17 protein-coding genes are annotated in these 21,942 nt (G+C 55.7%); 6 read left to right on the top strand and 11 right to left on the bottom strand.

Features of this window, described 5'->3' with window-relative positions:
* The 3 genes from soxC to H144_RS0119230 all read left to right on the top strand — a co-directional run bounded on the left by soxC (window position 1) and on the right by H144_RS0119230 (window position 3,158).
* Window positions 1-1,248: a sulfite dehydrogenase gene (gene soxC / locus H144_RS0119240; RefSeq protein ID WP_051100147.1), complete on the top strand. Its 1,248-nt coding sequence runs from the start codon at window positions 1-3 to the stop codon at window positions 1,246-1,248.
* A 90-nt stretch (window positions 1,249-1,338) separates the two neighbouring features.
* Window positions 1,339-2,310, top strand: a complete 972-nt coding sequence (locus tag H144_RS0119235) for an aldo/keto reductase (protein WP_019943730.1) — start codon at window positions 1,339-1,341, stop codon at window positions 2,308-2,310.
* 113 nt (window positions 2,311-2,423) lie between these two features.
* Window positions 2,424-3,158 carry a helix-turn-helix domain-containing protein gene (locus H144_RS0119230; RefSeq protein ID WP_229207941.1) on the top strand — a complete coding sequence of 245 codons (735 nt, stop codon included), beginning with the start codon at window positions 2,424-2,426 and terminating at the stop codon, window positions 3,156-3,158.
* Here the strand turns inward: H144_RS0119230 and H144_RS0119225 are convergent.
* The 5 genes from H144_RS0119225 to H144_RS0119205 all read right to left on the bottom strand — a co-directional run bounded on the left by H144_RS0119225 (window position 3,155) and on the right by H144_RS0119205 (window position 7,106).
* On the bottom strand, window positions 3,155-3,691 hold the full coding sequence (locus tag H144_RS0119225) for a carboxymuconolactone decarboxylase family protein (RefSeq protein WP_019943728.1): 537 nt from the start codon (window positions 3,689-3,691) through the stop codon (window positions 3,155-3,157). The two genes, H144_RS0119230 and H144_RS0119225, sit on opposite strands and share 4 nt — an antisense overlap.
* 141 nt (window positions 3,692-3,832) lie before the next feature.
* Window positions 3,833-5,572, bottom strand: coding sequence for a tetratricopeptide repeat protein (locus H144_RS0119220; protein WP_019943727.1), 1,740 nt, complete (start codon window positions 5,570-5,572; stop codon window positions 3,833-3,835).
* An 87-nt stretch (window positions 5,573-5,659) separates the two neighbouring features.
* Window positions 5,660-5,818: a hypothetical protein gene (locus H144_RS34390; protein WP_019943726.1), complete on the bottom strand. Its 159-nt coding sequence runs from the start codon at window positions 5,816-5,818 to the stop codon at window positions 5,660-5,662.
* Between the two features lie 63 nt (window positions 5,819-5,881).
* Window positions 5,882-6,253 (bottom strand): VOC family protein, encoded by a 372-nt coding sequence (locus H144_RS0119210; RefSeq protein WP_026350832.1) that lies wholly within the window; start codon window positions 6,251-6,253, stop codon window positions 5,882-5,884.
* Window positions 6,254-6,356: 103 nt separating this feature from the next.
* Complete coding sequence (locus H144_RS0119205; RefSeq protein ID WP_019943724.1) at window positions 6,357-7,106, bottom strand: tetratricopeptide repeat protein; 750 nt, start codon at window positions 7,104-7,106, stop codon at window positions 6,357-6,359.
* Between the two features lie 116 nt (window positions 7,107-7,222).
* On the opposite strand from H144_RS0119205, the gene H144_RS0119200 reads away from it, so the two are divergent.
* Both H144_RS0119200 and H144_RS0119195 read left to right on the top strand, forming a co-directional pair.
* Window positions 7,223-9,475: a sensor histidine kinase gene (locus H144_RS0119200; RefSeq protein WP_169409412.1), complete on the top strand. Its 2,253-nt coding sequence runs from the start codon at window positions 7,223-7,225 to the stop codon at window positions 9,473-9,475.
* Between the two features lie 97 nt (window positions 9,476-9,572).
* A complete protein-coding gene (locus H144_RS0119195) occupies window positions 9,573-9,950 on the top strand; it encodes a RidA family protein (RefSeq protein WP_019943722.1) in 378 nt (125 codons plus the stop codon).
* A 75-nt stretch (window positions 9,951-10,025) separates the two neighbouring features.
* Here H144_RS0119195 and H144_RS32240 read toward each other — a convergent pair whose 3' ends face one another.
* Window positions 10,026-11,618, bottom strand: a complete 1,593-nt coding sequence (locus tag H144_RS32240) for a tannase/feruloyl esterase family alpha/beta hydrolase (protein ID WP_019943721.1) — start codon at window positions 11,616-11,618, stop codon at window positions 10,026-10,028.
* Window positions 11,619-11,807: 189 nt separating this feature from the next.
* On the opposite strand from H144_RS32240, the gene H144_RS0119185 reads away from it, so the two are divergent.
* On the top strand, window positions 11,808-12,557 hold the full coding sequence (locus H144_RS0119185; protein WP_051100159.1) for a GntR family transcriptional regulator: 750 nt from the start codon (window positions 11,808-11,810) through the stop codon (window positions 12,555-12,557).
* Between the two features lie 47 nt (window positions 12,558-12,604).
* On the opposite strand, the gene H144_RS0119180 is transcribed toward H144_RS0119185, so the two are convergent.
* The 5 genes from H144_RS0119180 to H144_RS0119160 are packed head-to-tail and all read right to left on the bottom strand — an operon-like array spanning window position 12,605 to window position 21,933.
* Window positions 12,605-13,312 carry an SGNH/GDSL hydrolase family protein gene (locus H144_RS0119180; RefSeq protein WP_019943719.1) on the bottom strand — a complete coding sequence of 236 codons (708 nt, stop codon included), beginning with the start codon at window positions 13,310-13,312 and terminating at the stop codon, window positions 12,605-12,607.
* Between the two features lie 27 nt (window positions 13,313-13,339).
* Window positions 13,340-15,886 carry a hypothetical protein gene (locus H144_RS0119175; protein ID WP_019943718.1) on the bottom strand — a complete coding sequence of 849 codons (2,547 nt, stop codon included), beginning with the start codon at window positions 15,884-15,886 and terminating at the stop codon, window positions 13,340-13,342.
* A 19-nt stretch (window positions 15,887-15,905) separates the two neighbouring features.
* Window positions 15,906-17,408, bottom strand: coding sequence for a glycoside hydrolase (locus tag H144_RS0119170; protein WP_157504981.1), 1,503 nt, complete (start codon window positions 17,406-17,408; stop codon window positions 15,906-15,908).
* 55 nt (window positions 17,409-17,463) lie between these two features.
* Window positions 17,464-19,086, bottom strand: a complete 1,623-nt coding sequence (locus H144_RS0119165) for a RagB/SusD family nutrient uptake outer membrane protein (protein WP_019943716.1) — start codon at window positions 19,084-19,086, stop codon at window positions 17,464-17,466.
* Between the two features lie 21 nt (window positions 19,087-19,107).
* On the bottom strand, window positions 19,108-21,933 hold the full coding sequence (locus tag H144_RS0119160; RefSeq protein WP_019943715.1) for a SusC/RagA family TonB-linked outer membrane protein: 2,826 nt from the start codon (window positions 21,931-21,933) through the stop codon (window positions 19,108-19,110).
* Window positions 21,934-21,942 lie beyond the last annotated feature (9 nt).

Below are 21,942 nucleotides of genomic sequence, written 5' to 3'. Positions count from 1 at the left end.
ATGCAGCAACGCGACGATCAGGATAAATCCATTACCGGCGGCAGGATCAGCCGGCGCAACCTGCTGGCGGGCGCGGCCGCCGCATCGGTGGTACTCGTGCAAACGGCCAGCGGAAAGGCATTCCAGGCCGCGCTGACGGCCTCGGAGCGCGGTCCCGAAGACCCTACCAAAGTCCCCGGCGTTCCACCCGGCACGCTCGGTACCCGCTCACCGTTCGAAAAATTGGCGAAAATATATTCCGATACGTCTTCCCGTACGCCATTGCAGGATTTGCAGGGCATGATCACGCCTTCCGACCTGCATTACGAGCGGCACCACGGCGGCGTCCCGGCCATCGATCCTGCCAAGCACGAGCTGGTAATACACGGTATGGTCGACAAGCCGATGGTGTTCACATTGGCCGATCTCAAACGGTTTCCGTCCGTGTCCCGCATTGCATTTCTCGAATGCTCGGGCAATTACCGCGGCGCGAACGATGGCAAGATCCGTCCGCAGGAAATTTGCGGGCTCACGAGCCAGAGCGAATGGACGGGCGTGAAACTATCGACATTGTTCCGGGAAGTGGGCGTGAACCCGAAAGCGAGCTGGTTCCTGGCCGAGGGCGGGGACGCGGCCGTGATGACGCGCAGCGTGCCCGTGCACAAGGGCTGGGACGACGCGATCATCGCCTACGGCCAGAACGGCGAGGCTATCCGGCCCGAACAGGGCTACCCGATACGGCTTTTCCTGCCCGGCTGGGAGGGGAATGCCAATGTGAAATGGCTCCGGCGCATCGAGCTCTCCGACGCGCCGTTTATGACCCGCGAGGAAACTTCCAAATACACCGAAGCCGTGGGCGGCGGCAAGATCAGGCAGTTCAGCTTCACGATGGATGCCCGTTCAGTCATCACTTTCCCTTCCTATCCCGCCAGGGTGGAAAAGGGCTGGATTGAAATACGGGGCATTGCGTGGAGTGGGCGCGGCAAAGTGGCGCGCGTGGAAGTGAGTACCGATGCCGGAAAGACCTGGCAGCATGCCGCATTGCAGGAACCGGTGCTTGACAAAGCCATTGCGGCATTCCGATACCTCTGGAACTGGGACGGCAACCCTACCGAGATCATGAGCCGCACGGTGGACGAAACCGGGTATGTACAGCCATTTCTAAAACAACTCATGGCTGCACGCGGCGGCAATATGGGGTACCACTTCAACCCGGTTACGGCCTGGTATTTGCAGAAGGACGGCCAGGTGCTGTTCAAGGCGACGTGATCCGTGCAGACAAGTAAATTGAGCCGTACGCGAAATGCGCTGCGCCCGATTACAGCCAACTTTGTATCGTTAAACTTAACACGGAAAACGATGACAACAATTGGAAAAATAAACCTGGGCAACAATGGCCCGCTGGTATCGAAACTGGGATTGGGCTGTATGCGCATGTCGCCCGTGTGGGGCAGCGAGGCCAAAGACGAAAACGAAGCGATCGCAACCATTCACCAGGCGCTCGACAGCGGCATTAATTTTTTGAATACCGGCGATTTCTATGGCGCCGGCCATAACGAGCTGCTGGTCGGGAAGGCGATCAAAGGCCGCCGCGACGAGGCATTAATCAGCGTGAAATTCGGGGCGATTTTTTATGGCAACCAATGGCTGGGCCTCGACCTGCGCCCGATCGCCATTAAAAACTTCATCAACTACTCGCTCGTACGCCTCGGCATCGATACGATCGACCTCTACCAACCCTGCCGGCTCGACAACAGCGTACCTTTGGAAGACGTGATCGGTACTGTCGGCGATTTGATTCAGGAAGGAAAAGTGCGGTACCTGGGCGTGTCGGAGATCAGCGCCGACCAACTGCGGAAAGCCCACGCCGTACATCCGGTGACCGCATTGGAAATAGGTTACTCCCTGGCCGACAGGCAGATCGAAAGCGATCTGTTGCCTGCGGCGGCCGAGCTGGGCATTGGCGTGGTCGCATTTGCCAATACAGCCGAAGGCCTGCTTACGGGTCAGTTGACGGCGCCATTGCCCGAGGGCTCTTACCAAAGTCATTTCCCACGTTTTCAGGGGGATAACCTCGTTCAAAACCTGGAAAAAGTGCAGGTTTTGAAACAAATGGCCGCCGACAAAGGCTACACGCCGACACAGCTGGCCATTGCGTGGGTGAATGCGCAGGGCGGGCATATCATGCCGCTCGTGAGCATGAGCCGCAGGAGCCGCCTGCCCGAGAATTTGGAGGCGATGACTATCGGGTTCACACCGGAGGAAATGCAGCTGCTCAATGCCCACTTCGCGCCGGGCGCGATTCTCGGAAACACTTACCTCCAACGTTAGCCGCGTAGCGTCGCTTTTAATATCTTTACACGGTGACGAATCCAGCTGAAATACTCCCGGGCGTAATTTTCTACTCTTACCTTTCTACCAAACGGAAGGATAAGGTAGCTTTTATGAAACATAATACCCTCGTTTTGCAGGTCGCAGGGCAGTTTACGCTCGAAACGGCCACGGAAAAGGTGTCGATGCGACGGGGCGAAATGCTGCTGGTCGGGAAGAACCAGTTGGGCCAAATCACTAAAACGCCGCTGCCGGACGAGGATTACGAGACGATCGTGATCTCACTTCAGGAAGATCTTTTGCGGCAAATTGCGTTGGAAGAGAGCATCCCGGTAGGGCAGAAATACGTGGGGCCGCCCAACATCCTGATCCCCGCTAACGATTTTCTGGAAGGTTATTTCAAGTCCATCGTGCCCTACGTGCGCAACCCGCAGGCCCAGCTGACGAGCACGATGGGCTTATTGAAGGTGAAGGAAGGCGTGCAGCTGCTGCTGCACGCCATGCCTGGCCTCAGCCGTTTTTTGTTCGATTTTTCGGAGCCGCACAAGATCGATCTCGAACGGTTTATGCTCCATAATTTTCACTTCAATGTGCCGGTCGAAAAGTTTGCGCAGCTGACCGGACGTAGCCTGGCGGCTTTCAAACGCGATTTCCAGAAAACATTCGGTATGCCTCCCCGGCATTGGCTGCTGGAACGCCGCCTGCTCGAAGCCCGGCACCTGATCGAGAAAAGGAACCGGAAACCCTCCGCATTCTACCTCGATCTCGGTTTCGAAAGCCTTTCACATTTTTCCCACGCATTCAAAAAGAAATTCGGCAAAGCGCCGTCCGACCTGCTGAACGACTAGATTTTTTCCGCCGCCGGAAAATCGACGGGGATTTTGCTCATGACGAAAACATAATTCGTAAATGTGCGAATGGTTACCAGGCCGATCAGGTCCATCAGCGCCGCCTCATCGTATCCGGCATCAAAGAATGCCTCCTTCAACGTTTCGTCCGCGTCGCCCTTGTTCTCGGCGATCGATTTGGCGAGCTGTATCGCCGTTTGCAGCTTCGGATCGGATGCGAAACCTTTACGAAAAAGTATCGTCTCCTCCTGTGAATAGCCCCTTTTGGTAGCCAGAATAGTGTGGGCTGCGAGGCAATACTCGCATTGGTTCACCTGCGACACCACGAGGTAAACGGCCTCCCGCTCTTTTGCACTGAACTTCCCGTGGCCGAGCGTTTCCTCGGCGTCAAGCATCATTTTCAATGCCGCATGCGAATATCCGATCGTCGCATACAGATTAGGTACCCGGCCGAGCCGCTTGGTCAATGCGTCGAACAGTTCCTGTGACTGCGGGTTCACCTGCTCGCGGGCAGGAACGGAAATGGTTTTCATGGTTTTGGGGTTGTAGTGGTGGTTTTGGGGGAAAATAGTAAAAAAATGGATGCGAATTTAACTGGCGGAATGCATGGGGGAAATGTAGCAGCGCGGGGAATGGTTGTATTCGTTTCCGGCATCTCCTGTAAATGTGCGATTCTAGTCGGCGATCGTCGATGAGCTGCTGATTTTTACATTGGCATACTTCCACGACTGGTCAAATGCCGACTTCACGGATTGCGCTTCACCCGTGTTCTTTTGTTGCATTAAAGCGTTGTAAAGGCCTATCAATGCCCAACCGTTTTTCTTCCAGGTGAGCAGGTCTTCCCGGTAAACGCGCTCGGCTTCGGCATTTCTGCCGGCTTTGAGCAGCACCGCGCCGAGGTGGTGGCGAACGGAGAAGAACCAGTCCGGCGGCTCGTTGTAATTGAGGTTATCTTCGATCAAAACGGCCTCCCGTAGCAGCGCGGCCGATTTATCGAGCTGGTTTTGCCGGGCGGCCAGGCCGGCGGCCAACACTTTGGAGGCTATTTTCACCAGATCACTGCCCGTATTAATGTTCCAGACGGTGATGGCGTTCAGGGTGGTGTCTTTTGCCAGCCGGGCGAGGCTGCTCATTTCTTCCTGCGCGCGGGAGAGGTCTCGCTTACCCAAAAACGCCATTCCGCGCGCATAATGCCATACCGCGCGCGGGTACACGAGGTCTTTGGCCGGGCCGGGAAGCGACAGCACGCGGTCCCACATCGAAAACTTGACGGCAATGTAATAGGGGATCGTGTAGTAATGCTGCAACGTACCCCAACCGGGCGTCCGCATAACCGCTTTGGCGGTGTACTGCTGTACCTTTTCCGCGGCCGTCCAGGCGAGGCCGGCGTTGCCTTCGAGTGTGGCGGTGGCCGCCAGAAAATGGTAATTATGAGGAAAATAGGCGAGGGGGTAGGCACCCTGAGCGTGGCAGGCGGTGATGTAGGAGCTGTCGGCCCCGACGGCCCGGATATTGGAGAACGAGCCCTGGTGGTAATCGCCCGTGTTGATATAAATGTGCGACGGCATATGGAGCAGATGGCCGGCGCCGGGCACGAGGGTGTCGAGCAGGGCGGCCGAGGCGAGTGCTTTTTCCGGGGTTGCCGAAGCTTCCAGCGCATGTATGTACAGGTGGTGCGCGCCGGGATGTTCCGGGTTCTTTTTCAGGAGATTTTCCAATACGGCCAGCAACTGCGGCGTCCACGATTTCGGCGCTTTGGTTTTTTTCTCGTATAAATCCCAGGGATGCAGGTCCATGATCGACTCGGCGTAAATCGCTCCGATGTCCGGGTCGGACGGGAACCGGCGGTACACTTTTTCCATTGCACGGGCATAAGCGATATCCAGCGGCATTCTGTTTGCCGGCGGGACCTCCGCATAACGTGCGGCGAGTGCCACTATGAGCGCTTTTTCCTTCGGCGTGCAACCGGCGGAAAGTTGCTGTGCTTTTTGAACGGCTTTCCAGGCACGTTGAAAGTTATCTTCTTCCATACCCGCATTGTAGTTCGGGCCGAGCACGTACGCGAAGCCCCATTGCGCCATGGCACACGCAGAATCGAGCCGGATGGCCTCATGGAACGACCGTGCGGCCTCGGCATGGTTGAAACCGTAAGCGAGCATCATACCCTGGTTGAAATACGCCTGAGCTGCCGGTTTAGAGGTGGTTATGTTAAAATTAATGCCTTGCAGCCCTTCGAGCAGGGGCGCCTTTTTTTTCGAACTATACCAATCCATATCGGTCGTTTGAGGATTGTAGCAAACGGTGATCCGTGTCGTGCTGTCGGGCGATTGGCTTTCTTCCTTTTTTTCCTGTTTTTTGAAACAGCCCCAAAGGACCGATATGGTAATTATGAGTAAGGTGTTGCCTGGCTTCATCGTGGTAAATGGTTGAATGACAGACTTATGTGCTCAAATACAGGTTCTGTATCTCACGGCACGTGTAACGATCCCGGCCGCATTGTGCTAGCCGGTGAAAAACCTGCGGTTATGCTCCCTGGCGAGATGCTCGTTTTGGAAGAGATTCAAGCGCAGGCCGTCCTTCTCGATCATGCAGAACGGCTGGTGGGAGTGCAGCTCGTCGTGCGTGATCGTGAAGCCGAGGCAGTCGACGAACAGCGGCATGGCGTCGCGGATATCGACGTAAATATGTTGGGAACGAGTTTGCTGAAGTTCATCATGCGGCGATCATTTGTGTTGGAAGAACTCTCCGAAATGCCAGAGTATGCCCGATGGATCGTGCAGGAAGCATTCGCGTCCCCAGGGTTCGGTGCGGATCGGGGTGAGGCGCACATTTTGGTATTTCGCGGGAAGGTCCAGTTTTACCAGGTCCTCCCAGAACCGCTGCGTATCCTCGACTTCGAGAAACACCATGGTGTTGTCGATCCAGTCTTTCACGAATGCATTTTGAAGGTAAAAACTGAAATCCCCCGTTCTGAAACGGGACATGGACGGTGAGAGCACCGATTCCTCGAAGCCCAGATCGAGGTAGAATGCCCGGGAAGTGTCAAAATCGGCTGCTCCGATAAATGGGCGGATGGATAATGCTCGATGGTTCATTGCGACGCTGATGTGTTTTTGCCAAAAATAGCGCATTATTGCGACCGGCCATCTTGATCGACATCAAGAAACGGTCTCCTGCGTGCGCGAGGTCGGCTCGCATTCACTTGATCATGGCCCTGGCCTTGTCTGCGCGCTCTTTGGCGTCGGGGAGACCCATGGCAGCGGCCTTGTCATAGAGTTCGGCGGATTTGGCGTATTCTTTGCCGATCAGATAATATTCGGCCATGCTATCGTAGGCGTTGGGCTCATTCGGGGCCAGGCTCAGGTATTTTTCGAAGGCTCCCCTGGCTTTCTCCGGTTCCTTTTTTTCCAGATACAGATAACCCAGGATATTATAGTTGGGTGCATATGTCGGGCTCAGTGTGGCGAGCTTTTGGGCATACTCCACCGCCGCATCCGTGTCTTTATCCGTGTAAAATGAATGCAGCGATGCCCATTCCAGCGCCTGGGGCGTTTTGGGGTAGGCCGCTACCAGCGCTTTCATCGTTTCGCCGGCCTTCGCTGCGGTGTCCTTGCTCCACTTTTCGACGAAGCCGCGCATGATTTGCTCCGCCTTGTTGAACTTTGCCTGGTCGATCGCCAGCGCTTTTTCGATCAATGGTGCTTTTTCCGCTTTGGGCGCATATTGAATGGCGTAGACATAAGCCATGAAGAAACTGGGGTCTTCGGCCATTGCCTTGTCGAGCTCCGCTTTGCCTTCTTTGAAATGAATGTTCGAATACAGATCGGCCGCGCGATGCAGCGAGGTAATGGCCGTTTGGGAGGTAGATGATACCGGCAGGTAATGATCCTGGGCAGGTGCGACGGCAGCGCTTCCTAACAGAAGCGCAATCAGGAATATCGTTTTCATATAATTGAGGGGGTTTAATGGGGTGACAATTGTATAAGTTACCCTTAATGTGTCTCAAAACCAAGTATTTATTGTTTGTTTTGCTGTATTGTTACTTAAAGGTATTCCGCCTTCATATGAAAGCCGTCCTGACCATTTTTCTTTGCACTATTTGCTTTACTGCTGCTGATGCCTTGCCTGCCGAGGGGGCCGGCGGCCCTTTGTCAGATCCGGATTCGGTACGCTTTGCGTCGCTCCTGGAAGCTGGCTACCAGTATCTTTTGAAGCCGGGGGAGGCGAAAAGCGATATGCAAATGGCGGCGGGTTATGCCAAAAAGGCGCTGGACCTCAGTCTTGAATGGAAGGACAAATCCCGGGAGGCGGATGCGTACCTTTTATCCTCCATGATCACGAAGGAAAGCAGGCGGCCCGAAGAGGCGGCAGCCTTGCTGGAAAAGTCGCTCGGCATTTACCGCAGCATCGGCAATTTTCTGGGAGAGGGGAATGCGCTCATGGAAAAACGCTTCCGGTACTCCGATTTTGCCAACAATATCAATCAGCGTGTAGAGGTCGTCAGGCAGGCGACGGCGGCATACGGCAAGGCCGGAGCAAAGAAAGAGGAAGCGGATGCGCGGCGTGAAATGGGCGACTTGTTGCAGATTATCGGCAAGGAACCCTTCGCGGCGCTGTCGGAATTGAAGCGGTCGCTCGCGTTGTACGAGGCAGCCCGTTACAGGAATGTCCAGGGTGTTTACGACCTGATCGGTTACGTGTATGCGAAAATGGGGATCATCGATGAGGCCGTCCGGTACGGGAGGCTGGCGGAAAAAGTGGCAATTGCGCAAAAGGATTCGTCGATGCAGCTGTGTACGATTTACAATAGGCTGTCCTACGGCTATTTCATATCCAATGACTTTAAAAAGTCGTTCGAATATGACCGGTTGGCGATGGATGTGGCAGTGCGCCATAAAGATAGCCCCAGTATCGCAATGATAGCGACCAATTTCGCAAACCGTCAGAACCTGGACAAATATCCCCATTACCAGGCCGCAATCGATTACGCGCTGTCCACGATCGACAGGTACCCGGCTATGGCACCGGGCTCTAAAATAGGACTTTACGCGATTGTCGTAAAGGCCTGCGACAACCTCGGAAAGCACGCATTGGCGCAGCGCTATTTCGACGAAATGCTCGCATTGGCAAACACGAACAAGCTGCTGAGCAATGCCTGGCTAAACGTTTCCAACACGGCCGTGCAGCATTTTCTGGCTACCCGGCAGCTCGATCTGGCCCATAAATACCTGTTGGAGCATCGCCGCCAGTCGCTGGAAGGCAATTTGAAATATCAGCTGATGTACAGTTATCTGTGGAGTTTTAAGCTGGATTCCCTCAATGGCAAGTACCTGTCGGCCATTCAGAATTACCAATTGCACAAAGTGCTTCGGGATTCCCTGCAAAGCAAGGCCAAGGAAGACCAGATCGCGATGCTGAATATCCGGTTTGATACGGAACAAAAGGATAATGAATTGAAAATGAAAGCGCGGGATATCAGTCAGCTCCAGCGGCGCGCCACGTTGCAAAATCAGATACTGACGGAAACGAAACGAAACCGGAACATTACGGCGGCATTTCTGATCCTTTCGGTACTTTTTATCATCCTGCTCTATAACCGGTATAAAACGAAGCAACAGATCACCCTGGCCACGGCGGAGAACAATCGTGTGCTCCAAAAAATGGTGAAGGAGCGCGAATGGCTTATTCGCGAGCTGCACCACAGGGTGAAAAACAATCTTCAGACGGTGATCAGCCTGCTCGAATCACAATCCGTTTTCCTGAAAGGCGACGCGCTCAATGCGATGAAGGAAAGTCAGCACCGCGTCCAGGCCATGTCGCTGATCCATCAGAAACTGTATCTGGCCGATAAGCTGGCGGTCGTGAATATGCCCGATTACGTGAGCGATCTCGTGGAATACCTCCGCGACAGTTTCGACGCCCGCGGCATTCAGCTCCGCACCGACATCGCGCCGGTCGACCTGGACGTATCGCAGGCGATCCCCATCGGCCTGATCCTGAACGAGGCCATTACCAATTCCCTTAAATATGCATTTCCGAATCGGGCGAGCGGGGCGATAGACATCGTGCTGCAAATACAACCGGCCGGTTCCGGTATTGTGTTGTCCATGAAAGACGACGGCGTCGGCCTGCCGGATCAATATGTGAAGGGAAAATCGGGATCGCTGGGCATTATACTCATGCGAGGCCTGACGGGCGAGCTCGGCGGGGAGCTGCATCTGAGCAATACCAATGGCACGGAAATCAGCATCCGGTTCGATTTTGTATCGGCAGCCAGGCGGGAAGAAGTTGTTGAAACGAGTGCTTCGGACGGGTGATCGGGTAGCACATAAAACCTATTTGCGGTATATTGCACCCTCGGCGAAAGCTCAGTATTAGGTAAATTGGAAATATAGATCAATTAAAATTAACAACATGAGTACTATCGAAAAGGCGGCTGCACCGGCGGTGCCGATTTCAAAAGCATTGGTTTCTAACGGGTTCCTGTTTATTTCGGGGCAGATCGGCTCGGCGGGCGGGCAGTTGGTGACCACCTCTTTCCAGGACGAAGTGAAACAGGTTTTTGCCAATATTGAAGCCATATTGAATGAGCACAACCTCACTTTCAGCCATATCGTAAGCGTGACGGTATACCTGACCGACATGCGCTATTTCGACGAGCTGAACGAGGTATACCAAACCTATTTCACGGGCCGCTTCCCGACCCGCACCTGCATCGCCGTGGCCGGTTTGCCGAAACAAGCGCGTGTTGAATTGACGACCATGGCCAGTTTGGAGCTACAAAACAGCTAGGGACCGGCAGGCTCAGTAAGGAATATTCTTAACTCTCGAAATGAAATTCACCGTGCTCGGAACAATGAATATTCCCTACTTCAAATACCGCCCCGCAGGCTCCTTCACCTTCACATCCGGCTGTGCGACGCCTTCGTAGCTTTCGGGGTTCGTTTCGTCCCCGCTTTTGTAGGCAGGCAGCAGCGGGTAGGGGTACACGGGCCGGCGGAAACGGATGCCCTTTTTTGCGTCGCCGCTTTCGTAGGCCGTGCCGACGAGCTGCCTGGGGGCGGTGCCTTTTTCTTTCCATTCGATCAATGCGGTGAGCATGTCGCCGCCGTCGTTCAGGCCTGGGCCGCCGCTGCAATGGCCCATGCCGGGGATGAGGTAGAGGCGGAAAAAATCCTGCGTTTGCCGGAGGCCGCCCTGGACACCCATCACGCGTTCGTAATAGCTCAATGCGTCCTGGTAAGGTACGAGCGGATCGGCGGTGCCGGTGTACATCAGAAGTTTGGAACCTTTGTTTTTGAATGCGGACAGGTCGGTGCTGTTCGCGTTCAGGACGGGGCCGAGCAGGGCGTCGAGCTGGTCCTGGTTCCGGTCGAAATCAAAGGTTTTGTAGTCGAAATCTTTGCCAAAAGCCCATTTGTATTGGTAAAACAGTGCATGGGGCGCCTGGGCCGGGTTTTGCTGCATATCGATGCCCGCGGCCACGCTTTCGCTTCCGAGCGGAATCGGCGTGTAAATCCGCTCGCCCGTACGCGGGTTCACGGGGCCTTGCCAGATCTTTTTCAATGCGGCCAGTTGGGTTTTTGTGAGGCAGGTACTGTCGTCGGTGCCGTCTGGACAAACGGGCAGCGTTTCGGGATCGAACCGGCAGGCCGCAGGGTTGGTGAGGAAACGGTCACCGGGTGCGCCGCCGTCCTTGCCCGCGCAGGCGCTCAGCACGGCGCGGGTGACGAGGTCGAGTTTGGCCTTGGGTAATGCGCCGCCGGGGATGTCGTTGGTGGCGCGGAGAATCCATACGAATCCGGTATGCAAATGCGTGCGGTTATTGGCCGGGGCGCCTGCGAGGATGCCGTCGTAATCGTCGGGATACCGCTGCGACTCCATCAACGCCTGCTGGCCGCCGGTGGAGCAGCCTGAGAAATAGGCCGTTCGGGCAGCTTTTTGATAGTATGCTTCGGTAATGGCCTTGCCGGCGACGGTCATTTCGTGCGTGGCGCGATGACCGAAATCGGCCCATTTTTCGGGGTGACCGGTCTGTTCGTTCGCGCCGGGCGACGTGCCCATGTCGGTATTGACGGTGGCGAAACCTTTCCGAAGTCCCATCGCGAGCGAGCCGTAATTGATGTAGCCGGCCCCGCCCCCCGTGCCTGTGCCGAGAAACCGTTCGTTCCAGCCTGTTTCGGGCAGCCACAATTCAATGCGGATATGCGAATCGGGTGTAGGTTTCAGCACGGCGGCCACGCGGCAAAATGCTGGCAGTCCGGTGACTGGCTGCGTGCTACCGGGCGGGGAGAAAGTTCCTGCGGGGACGCATTCGGCGGCCGTGATCGTTGCCTGCGGGATGCGCGCCTTCGCGAGCTGCGCGCACGGACAGCCGGTACTTGTTGCGGACTGGGCGATGGATAATGCCGACAGCATACTGAATGCCGCCGCCAGCGAGAATGCAGCGATTTTAATCATGACAAAAAATAAAATGGCCCGGGTAGAACGGGCTTTTACGCAAAAAGTCTCTTAACGCACTAACCATACTCGTCAAAAATGCCGTAATTGGGCTCCGAAGGCATACGAACACGGGAATGTGCGTTTTTCCTATTGCACATGAATTTGCTTCCGGTAAATTTGCCCTTTTACCTATTGTCCAGTGCGCCGATGAAACCGAAGTTTGTCAGTATCAGTGAGGAGATTATCGATAGGATCAAAACCGGGGAATTGCAGCCCGGCGACAAGGTCCCTTCGGAAAACGATTTGATCAAAACTTACCGGATCAGCAACACCACGGCGCGTAAAAGCCTGCTGGAAATCGAAAATCAGGGTTGGGCGAGGCGGATCAAGGGCAAGGGTACATTCGTGCTGAACCGCACGGTAGGGCACCATCTCATCCGCACATTAGGCTCCATTAATGCCACCCGCCGCGGCTTTCACGAAAGCCTCATCGCCGAGGGCTTCGAGCCGCATAATGTCGTGCTGGAAAAAACGGTGCTCGACGACGGCATTTCATCCGAAATAGGAGGCAAGCATTTCATCATCGGCGGGCCTGTGCTGAAAGTGCACCAGCTGCGCTATGCTGACAACGAGATCATCAAGGACGAGATCCGGTACATTTCCCTCTCGCTCTGCCCGAAGATCAACCGCATGCCCACGGAAATTTCCTATTTCAAAACCTACGAAACGACCTACCACCTGCGCATCGACGAAGTGAAGCAGACATTGAGCACCGAAATCGTCCAGCCCGGATCGGAAATAGACAATTTCGAGCTCTCCGCGGCTACGGCGATGTTTATTCTCGACAGCGCCGTGATCTGCAAGGACGGACAGGTGGTGGAAATCGAGCGGTCGTTTTACCGGGGCGATAAATACAAGTTCGCCATCAGCGCCAATCCCGATTACCACGATGCCTGAACAGTCGCTCCGACCATTCCACCAGCTATTTATCTAAACTCAAACACTCAGAAATACGGCATAATGCGGTTCACGATCACCATATGCCCGGTTTCGTTCGGGTGGTTCACGGAGGCCATTACTTCTTTCAGTTTCCCGTCTCTGACCAATTGCTGAAATACGACATACGGATCGGCCAGGCCGGTTTTGTACTGCTTAGCCAGTTCGCGGATCTGTACCACGTACGGGTCGAGCGGGTTGGCGGGGTCGGCGATGTTGATACGCTGATCGGGGGAGGGGGTGAGCAGGATCACCGGAATGCCTTTGGCCTGCGCGGTTTCGATCATTTTGGCCCAGGATTCTTTGACTTTGTCCAAAGGCGAAAAGCGGTCGTTCAATGCGTAGTCGATGAAAAGCAGCTCCGGTTTGTGGGGCAGCACGTCTTTTTCAAACCGCGCCTGCCCGCTGATCGCATTCTCGCCGCCAATGGCCGTCACGATCACATTCACGACGGCGTAAGGATACTTCGCCTTCAATGCTTTCAGGAAGAGGTTGGGGTACGATTCCAGCGTATGCACCTCATGGTTTTCCCAATACCCCGCCGGGACGGAATGCCCGTGAAAAACGACATTGATCGTATGGCTTTTCGGCCATTCGGTCTGCAATTCCTGTTTTAGTTTTTGCAAATACTGGCTGCTGTCGGCGACCTGTGCACGGGTTTTAGTGTTTACAAAAAGGGCCAGCAATGCGATGCTGTAAATTTTTAAGTATCTCATGTTCAGTATTATTTCAAATAAAAAGCATTACCACGCTACCGTCAACGTGCCGGTGACGTGCTCGGCTACGAAATGCCTGCCCAGCTTCGGATCGCCTTCGCTGACTTTGATCCGGCCCGTTTTCCAGGGATAGGCCGCATTGATATAAGCTTCGAACTTTTCCAAACTAATGTGCTCCGGCGCGTAAACCCGCACGGTAGCACCCTCCAAGCCGCTTACTTGGAACCGTTTGTCGATGTCCTTCACGCCCGAATGCAGCTCCTTGTAAGAAACGATACCCTCGTTTTGCGTCACGAAAATGCGGCATTCGCGGTTCCAGGCTGTCGGCAGGTTGTACACCGAATGCCCGGCATCCAGCTTGGTTTCCAGTCCCAGCAGCAAAGGCGCGCCCTGCGGGAACTTGAAGCGGTCGGTGATGGTGCTGTTGGGATGATAACCCGAGAAAATGAACGCGTTATGGCTCCGCGCGATCGTCAGCACGGGGCTTTTCACGGCGGGGTTTTCCTTTTCGATCACACAATGCATATCGAATGCGGCCAACGCATAGCGCATCAGCAGCGGGCCGGTGAAGAATTTCGAGGGGTCGTCGGGGTTCAGCAGCTTGCCGCCATTGAATTTGCTGGAATTGGTGCCCCGGATATACACCACTTTGCCGCCGTTCCAGTCGTTCCCCGTGCGTACCCACGCCACATCCCGCGCCTGGCCGGCGGGCACCTGGCCGGCGGGCACCTGGCCAGCTGGTGTCACGGTTGCCATAAGGCGGGTATTGGGGTCATTCGGGTTTGCCAGGTTCGTGGCGATGCCGCCGCCCGAAAACAATGCTTCATGCCGTACCACATTCGGGTAAGCCGTGTTAAGCCGGTCGCCTTCATATTGGCCAGAAATCTTGAATTCCCCTTCCAGCGGTGTGCCGTTTTTCAGGTTTAGTAATTCCAAAAACGCCTTTCCGGCGTGACCGGCGGGGCCGTATACCATTAATTTTCCCCCATTTTTGACAAAACCAATCAGTGCCCTTTCCAATGGGGAATCCGCATCCGGTACCACGCTGACGAGGATGGATTCCTTGAAAAAGCCCGGCTTGCTTTTCAGCACACTTTGAAATGCGTTGGTAGAAACGACCGTATTGAGCGGCAAACCATTGTTGATCGCCTGCCGGATAAGCCAGTCGCCGTAATAGATTTCGGGGAGGCGGTCCTTGTAAGCAAACGCCCAGCGGTGGTATTCCTCAAATGGGTACACCCACACCAGCGGCCCCGGCGCAGTAGGAGCGTCGTAGCGGGCTTTGAGGATGTGTGGCGTCACCTCGTCGGGTACCTGCGTGGGCATATCGCCGTGGGTGTCGTCGATGCTGAGGAAGCTCAGGTGCGAAGGGATTTTGACCTCGCCCTTCGCATTAATGCGGCTGACGGACATCGGCAGGTAAATATCATGCGCCTCGCGGCCGTAGCGGTCGAGCCAGGGGCTGTTGAGCCACCACGGGTCGTGCGTGTAAAAGCGGAAGAGGAAGCGCTCGTCGGGTAGCTCGGCCATACGCGACATGTACCCCACCATTTCAAGCCCGAAATCGCCGTCCAGGGCGGCCCAGGGCGAGTTAGGCGGCGGCAGCATGTTTTTGTCGCGGTAAATGGCTTCCAGGTTCACGCCGTCGCGGGCGAGGTCGGTGCCGGTGGAAAGATTGGTGCCGCGGGTCTGGATCTGCACATCAGGGTTTTCGGCCCGGAAATATTTCCAGAAGCCGGCGATCTTGTCCTTCGTATCCGCCAGTTTGGCTTGGTCGAAACCCTTGCCGTCGAAGATCGCGCCGGTCGACGACCAGCCTTCCACGCCATAGCCGAAGCCATTGCTCAGCCACAGGAAATCAAACCCCATATCCTTTAAAAAATGCCTGCTCTGCCTGCCCAGGAACGTCCCAAACCGTGTATTAGCCGGGATGCCTTTGGGAAAACCCGCATAAGCCTCGCTGTCGGCATTGAGCACGGAATAGCAGCTCACCATGGTATTATGCCCCATCGCGCTGCCGCCGAGGATCTCCCGGTGTTTTTTGTATTTAAAATCCGACTTCGCGAATTCAGGACCGGGATCGAATGTCTCGCCGACCAGCACGGGCTTGCCGGTCGCTTTGCGGCCTTCTTCCTTCAAAGTTTGCACAATGAATTTCAGGTCGCCGTAGGTAAATGCGGGCGGGTTATCGAGGTAGAGATAGGCCCGTTCGTGAATGGACAGCTCCTTCGGCCCCGAATTCACGGCATGTTCGGTATTGGGGTTACCCATGTATTTCGCCCATTCGAGCGGCTGGGTGGGTGTGCCCTTGTAGTCGAGGATTTCGGAGCCGTCGCTCGTCCAGAGCATTACCGATACCGTGTCCGCATGCCGCAGCATCGACGACCATTGCATGAACATTTCCCTGGCCACCTCGCGGATGTAGGCCTTGTCGTTCTTTTTGAATGGTTTCAGCGAAACTTCCAGGGTAATATTATTGAAATTCTTCCCTTTCAAAGTTCCCAGCTTGTTTTGGGCAGAAAGCGAAACGCTGGCAAGCAGGCTCAGGCAGGATAATGCGAGTTTTAATTTCATGGTAAAAAGGTCAGGTCGGCTACTGTTTGAGGGTAGTATAAATGGCTACGCCTCTCGGTGGCAGCTCGTCCGTTATGCTGTTTGTTACAGATTTAAATTGTTTATCAAAAGGCAAAATGGCTGGCGCGCCTGCTCCGGGTATCTGCGCGGGATCGTACAGGCACCGGCCCATACGGGTGCGTACGGGTTTCGAAAAACCCACGGTAAACTTCCGCGCGGCATGCGACGCATTGACGACCATCACGGAAGTGCCCTTACCGGAAGGACTCGTCGCGACCACATAAAGGCTATCCGCCGACCGGGTTTTGAATGCCGGCGTAGTATCCCGCCCGCCCAGGTAACGGCTCATCATGCTGAATGCATACCAGGCCGGGTAGGGCGTGCCGGCGTCGGGAAGGTCGTCCTGCGGCGACCGCACGAGGCCCCAGCGGTGGACGCCGTTGTAAAAACTGTCCTTATTCGTGACTTTGGAAGCAGGATATTTCTGGTCAAAAAGAATCCAGAGCAGCGAACTTTGCGCGCCTGCGTGGGTGAATGCGGCTACGCATTGCGCGAGGTAATTGCCGTAATCGGGCCGGAAACGCACTTCCTCCGTAGGCTTGCTTGCGCCATATTCGTCGATCCAGAAAGGTTTGCCGGTATGGGCAATTTTAACCTTCCCGGCCAATGCAATCTGCTTCCAGCCCTCGTATTCCAGCGGCGGGTTGGTGCCCGACTGCCTGCCATTGTAGCTGTGCCAGCTGTAAATGTCGATGATGTCGTTCATTTTGCCCGCGCTCCAACCTACAAATGCCGCGGTATCGGTGCTCCCGCTGTTGGGGCCCACCAGCTGCACGGCCTTCCGCAGTCCCGATTGCTGTAAACGGCGGTGAATGGCCGTGCCGACGACATCATAATATTCCGGCGAACTCATACCCTCCGGCTGGTTGCCCGAGCGGTAGTTGAGCGGCTCTGTGAACAGGACGAGGTATTTGATATGGGTATACCCTTTTACTATAATGAGCTGATGCAGCGATGCATTCACCCATTCCGCAAACCGCGCTGGGTCCTTTTCCGGGTCGGGTTGGGCCTGGTCGGCGGGGATGCGGGTGTTATGGTAAGTGTCGCGGGTAAACCACCAGCCCGCTTGCAACGCCACATCCACATGCAGGGCCTTCATTTGGTCGAGCCAGGCGTAGAATGCCTGCATACGCGGGGTTTGCCAGTTGAAATCGTTGTACAAATTGTCGCCGCAGGCCCAGTCGGGGCGGTACCAGGTGCGGGCTATTTTCAGGTCCATCGCCTTCACCCGGGCAAATTCGGCTTTGCGGTCGGCCTCGGTCATCGGTTTTACACCGGGGTCTTCCATGAATGAAAACCCGTGGTACACCGCATTCACGCCTTTGAAATCAGGAATTTGAACTGAATCGTTGTACACTTCCAGCCTCGCTTCGGGTAATGGCGGCGCGGTGAAGCTGCTATACACCACCGCGCCCAGTATGCCCCATATCCAAAGTAATACGCCTCTTACCGGCTTGTTCATAAATGCATTGTTTACCATTGTTCAGACGCGACGTGTTCAAAAGCATTTCCGCGGCTCAATATCCCGGGTTCTGTACCAGCTTCGTCGTATTATTGATCTCGCCTTGCGGTATCGGGTAGCGGTACATCCGGTCGCTGAACACCCGCTGGGCTACTATGAAGCGCTCGTAGACCGCGCCGGTGCCACTAGTGGATATCCGCATCCCCGATACCGGCGCAGCGAAGTCTTTTTCCCCCGTTTTCCATCTCCTTACATCAAAAAACCGGTGTTCCTCGAAAGCCAGCTCCACGCGCCGCTCGTTGCGGATGCGGCTACGCATCTGGTCTTTGGACAGCCCTTGCGGGAGCACGGGCATGCCTGCGCGCTGGCGTATTTGGTTTACCGCGTCGTACACGGTTGCGTCGGGTCCGGCGGCTTCGTTCTGGGCTTCGGCGTAGTTGAGCAGGATTTCGGCGTACCTGAATATCACCCAGGGCCGGCGCACGGTCGCATTGGTGGTCTGGTTCCAGCTCGCGGCCTCGCTGAGGAATTTGCGCATGTAATAGCCGGTCTTGGTCGCATTCACGCTCACGCCCAGGCCGTCCTTGCCGCCCGCCATCGTATTCACCTGCGTGCCTTTGAAAGTGGAGCCATTGTAAATCACCGACCAGCCCAGGCGCGGGTCACGGTCCTTGTAAGGGTCAGCCGCATTGTAGCCCGACTGCGGATCGGTAACGGGCAGGCCGTTTTTCATTTCGTAGGCATCCACCAGCTCCTGCGTGGGATTGGTGAGGCCTAATGCGCCGTTGTAGCTGATCGGCGCATTGTTGGTTTCAATGTCGTTGCGCAGGTTAGCGGCAGTGGCGAAAATCACTTCTGCGTTGTAGGCGGCCGTCGAGAAATTGAAAATGTCGGTATACTTCGGCAGTAGGCTGTGCGCTTTTGTATCTATCAGCTCTTTCGACGCGGCTGCTGCTTTTTGCCATAATGCGATGTCGCCGCTGGCATTACTGAGCGGGCTGGCGGCATAGAGCAATGCCCTGGATTTCAACGCCAGCGCCGCGGCTTTGGTAGCGCGGCCTTTGTCGCCAGCGCCGTATTGCGCGGGCGAGAGCGGTAGCTTCACGGCAGCCGAGTCGCAGTCTTTCAGGATCTGGGCCAGGGTTTCTTCCGGCGTGTTGCGGGGCAGGTCGAGGTTGTCGTTCTGGTTAAAAACATGGTCGGCGATGATGATGCCGCCGTAGCGTTTCCAGAGTTCGAAATGGAAGAATGCGCGGAGGAAAAACGCCTCGGCGCGGAGCCGGGGAATGTCGGTGAGCGGGATAATGTTGGCGCGGTGGGCGTTTTCGAGGAACAGGTTCACCTGCCGGAGGCCATTGTAATTCGTGGCATAGCTGTCGTCCAGCGTCCGCAGTGAGCTCCACGTGCCGTTGTTGAAAATGTTGATGTCCGAATTGAGGTTTGAGTTCACGGCCTCGTCGGAACCGGCCGCGAGCATGGCGCCGCTGTACCGGTTGTAGCCCTCTTGCAGGAAATTGTAGCCGCGGTTGAGCTGTCCACGGGCCGATGCATTGAGGTTCCAGAACTGGTCTTCGGTCACCGGGCCGTCGTAGTAGGGAAATTCCAGGAACCGTGATTCCTTGCATGCGCTCACGAGCAGGGCGAGGATCAATGGGATAATGGCTTGGTACCTTTTCATGGTTATCATCAGGATGAATGGTCAGAATTTGAGGTTAATGCCCGCCGTGATCGTCCGCAGGTAGGGATAGGCGTTATAGCCCGCGAAAGGCATTTCAGGGTCGATATCCATGTGGGTTTTATTGAAATTAAACAGGTTAAACCCATTGGCATACACCCGCAGACTCCTGATCCGCAGCTTGTCTGTAATGCCCTGGGGAATGGTATATCCCAGCTCCACGGATTTGACCCGTAGGTAATCGCCCGACCGCAGCCAGAAATCCGAATCGGCCGTATTATTGCCCCGGTCGGAAATGCCGAGCCTCGGGTAGGGTGCTGCGGGATTGTCCTGCGTCCGTGCCTGAGGGCTGAACTGGTTGATATACCCCGTATTGTTTGACCCCGCCATGACGAGCGAACGGACCTGGATCGTACGGCCGGTAACGCCCTGGCCAATTACATTGAAATCGAATGCGCGGTAGCGTGCGCCGATGTGGAAGCCGTAATAGGCATTGGGCGTGTCATTGAAATCGGTCATCACGCGGTCGTAGTTGTCGATTACCTTGTCGCCGTTCACATCCCTGTACTTGATGTCGCCGGGTTGGAGCTTTCCTGCGAAGCGCTGTACGGGGCTTTGATCGATCTCTGCCTGCGACTGGAAAATGCCGTCCGAAATGAGCATCAGCTTGCCGTAATCGGTCACACCGGCAATGTTGTGGCCCGCCTGTTTCTGGTAGTCAAGCAAGCCCGCCGATTCGTTGATGCGCAGGATCTTGTTTTTGGCAAAAGTGTAGTTGCCCCCCAATGATAAGGTTACCTCGCCGAATGTTCTGGTGAAATCAATGGAGCCTTCAAAACCCCTCAAACGGGTTTCGCCGTCGTTAATGCGGTAGGTCGTCAGCCCGAGGATCGACGGGTTAATGGGCGCGGTCAGGATGTTTTTTCTTAACTCATTGAAATAATTGGCATACAAAGTGACGGTGTTTTTAAACAGCGTGGCATCCAGCCCGATATCCGTCTTGTAAGCCGATTCCCAGGTAATGTCCGGGTTAGGCAATATATTTTCCGAAGCCCCCGCCTGGGCCGCGAAGCTCGTCCCGAATGCATAGCTGCCATTGGCCGGACTGAACAGATAGGCATACGGAAACTTGCCCGCCTCGCCCGTCGCATTGTTGCCCGCCTTCCCGTAAGAAGCCCGCAGTTTGAGGTAATTAATGGATTTGGCGTTTTTCAAAAACGATTCTTCCGAAATCACCCAGCCCGCTGCCACCGCCGGAAAGAAGCCGAACTGCTTGCCTGGCATATAGTTGTCGGCCCCGGTATAGCTGGCCACGACGTCGGCATAATAGCGGTTGTTGAAACCATACGAAATGCGGCCCGAAAAACCCTGGCGCTTGTCTTGCAGGCGGGTAGGGTTGAAGGTCACGGCCTGCTGGTAGCGCACCGTCGCTTTGAGGTCGTGCCGGCCGAATGTGCGATCATAGTCGAAGCCCGTCCAGAGTTCGTTGGTGCGGACATTGTCGGCGAAGGTGGCGGCCAGGTAGCCCAGGGGCGTAGACGTGCCGAAGCGGGTGAGCGTCCCGCTGGCGCCTCTTTCGTAGACCTCGTATTCCTGGCTGCGGCCGCTCAGGTACCGGCCCGAAATGTCGAACGTATAAAACACATTCGCGCTCAGGCCCGGCAGCCAGAAATCCAGTTGATGGGTCGCATTCAATGTGCCGAGCAGCACGCGGGTCACCTCGCTGCGGTTGCCCTGCGCACGCAATTGCGCGAGCGGGTTGGCGCGGAAGAGGTTGCTGCCGCCGTAGGAGCCGTTCTCGTTGAGCAACGGGAATGCATTGGCCGGTGTGTTGAAAATGGTGCTGAGAAAGGTTGCGCTGGTACCGCCCGGTTCGCGCCGGTCCTCGATCCGCCCGCCCATATCGAGCTGCACGCTCAGCAATGGCGTTACCTGAATATCCAGGTTGGTACGGAGGTTGTAACGGCGATAGCCCACGTTGGAATTGAACATTGGCGCGTCGGCATGGTCGTACAGGCCGCGCTGGTCGAAAAAGCTGAGGTTGGTGAAATACCGCACGGCTTTGGAACCGCCCGAAGCCGTGAGCACGTGCCGCTGCACGAATGCGCTGGATTTCAGGAACTCGTTCACGAAATTGTTATTGGGGTATTTGTACGCGTCGGTACCATTGCGGTAGCCATCGAGCTGTTCCTGGGTGTAGAGCGGCCCAAACCCGTCGTTTTTCAGGGCCTGGTTGTACAGGTTGGCGAAGTTGTAGGAATCCAGCGGCTTCATGAGCCTGGTCGGTTGCTGTGCGCCCATTTGCATATCGTAGGAAAACCGCGTTTTGTCCGCAATGCCTCGGCGGGTGGTAATGAGCAGCACACCATTAGCGGCGCGGTTGCCATACCAGGCCAGCGAAGCCGCGTCTTTCAATGCGGTAATGGACTCGATCTCGCTCAGGTCCATGTCTGAAAAATCCCGCGCGACCCCGTCCACGAGTACCAGGGGTACGTTTGCGCCTGCGAAGGACGTGCGGTTGCGGATCACGATGGTGGTCTCGTCGCGACCGGGCTGGGTACCGGTTTGCCACACATTCAGTCCGGGTAATTGCCCTGCGAAAAGGTTGGTCAGCGAGCTGGCGGGAATCTGCGGCAATACATTGGCTTTCAGCGTCGATACCGATCCGTTGATTTCCCGGTTTTTACGCACCCCGAACGGAATGAATACCTTGTCGTCCGTGTCCGCCACGGTCACCTGGACCGTATCGGTCGCCGTGCCGGCTGCCGGCACGGTATCCTGGGCCATTGCCCGGCCCGAAAGCACCGCGAGCGTCACCATCAGCCCGCGGATCGTCTTATTTATTTTCATAGTTAGCCT

The organism is Dyadobacter beijingensis DSM 21582, assembly GCF_000382205.1.
Taxonomy (GTDB): Bacteria; Bacteroidota; Bacteroidia; order Cytophagales; family Spirosomataceae; genus Dyadobacter; species Dyadobacter beijingensis.
This window is presented reverse-complemented; position numbering and strand designations above follow the sequence as displayed.

What these genes read in the sequence shown, in the direction of transcription:
- H144_RS32240 (WP_019943721.1), bottom strand. Translation starts at nt 11,618, where the DNA reads ATGATTAAAATCGCTGCATTCTCGCTGGCGGCGGCATTCAGTATGCTG.
- H144_RS0119195 (WP_019943722.1), top strand. Translation starts at nt 9,573, where the DNA reads ATGAGTACTATCGAAAAGGCGGCTGCACCGGCGGTGCCGATTTCAAAA.
- H144_RS0119165 (WP_019943716.1), bottom strand. Translation starts at nt 19,086, where the DNA reads ATGAAAAGGTACCAAGCCATTATCCCATTGATCCTCGCCCTGCTCGTG.
- H144_RS0119180 (WP_019943719.1), bottom strand. Translation starts at nt 13,312, where the DNA reads ATGAGATACTTAAAAATTTACAGCATCGCATTGCTGGCCCTTTTTGTA.
- H144_RS0119175 (WP_019943718.1), bottom strand. Translation starts at nt 15,886, where the DNA reads ATGAAATTAAAACTCGCATTATCCTGCCTGAGCCTGCTTGCCAGCGTT.
- H144_RS34390 (WP_019943726.1), bottom strand. Translation starts at nt 5,818, where the DNA reads ATGCCGCTGTTCGTCGACTGCCTCGGCTTCACGATCACGCACGACGAG.
- H144_RS0119170 (WP_157504981.1), bottom strand. Translation starts at nt 17,408, where the DNA reads ATGAACAAGCCGGTAAGAGGCGTATTACTTTGGATATGGGGCATACTG.
- H144_RS0119185 (WP_051100159.1), top strand. Translation starts at nt 11,808, where the DNA reads ATGAAACCGAAGTTTGTCAGTATCAGTGAGGAGATTATCGATAGGATC.
- H144_RS0119205 (WP_019943724.1), bottom strand. Translation starts at nt 7,106, where the DNA reads ATGAAAACGATATTCCTGATTGCGCTTCTGTTAGGAAGCGCTGCCGTC.
- H144_RS0119235 (WP_019943730.1), top strand. Translation starts at nt 1,339, where the DNA reads ATGACAACAATTGGAAAAATAAACCTGGGCAACAATGGCCCGCTGGTA.
- H144_RS0119160 (WP_019943715.1), bottom strand. Translation starts at nt 21,933, where the DNA reads ATGAAAATAAATAAGACGATCCGCGGGCTGATGGTGACGCTCGCGGTG.
- H144_RS0119230 (WP_229207941.1), top strand. Translation starts at nt 2,424, where the DNA reads ATGAAACATAATACCCTCGTTTTGCAGGTCGCAGGGCAGTTTACGCTC.
- soxC (WP_051100147.1), top strand. Translation starts at nt 1, where the DNA reads ATGCAGCAACGCGACGATCAGGATAAATCCATTACCGGCGGCAGGATC.
- H144_RS0119210 (WP_026350832.1), bottom strand. Translation starts at nt 6,253, where the DNA reads ATGAACCATCGAGCATTATCCATCCGCCCATTTATCGGAGCAGCCGAT.
- H144_RS0119200 (WP_169409412.1), top strand. Translation starts at nt 7,223, where the DNA reads ATGAAAGCCGTCCTGACCATTTTTCTTTGCACTATTTGCTTTACTGCT.
- H144_RS0119225 (WP_019943728.1), bottom strand. Translation starts at nt 3,691, where the DNA reads ATGAAAACCATTTCCGTTCCTGCCCGCGAGCAGGTGAACCCGCAGTCA.
- H144_RS0119220 (WP_019943727.1), bottom strand. Translation starts at nt 5,572, where the DNA reads ATGAAGCCAGGCAACACCTTACTCATAATTACCATATCGGTCCTTTGG.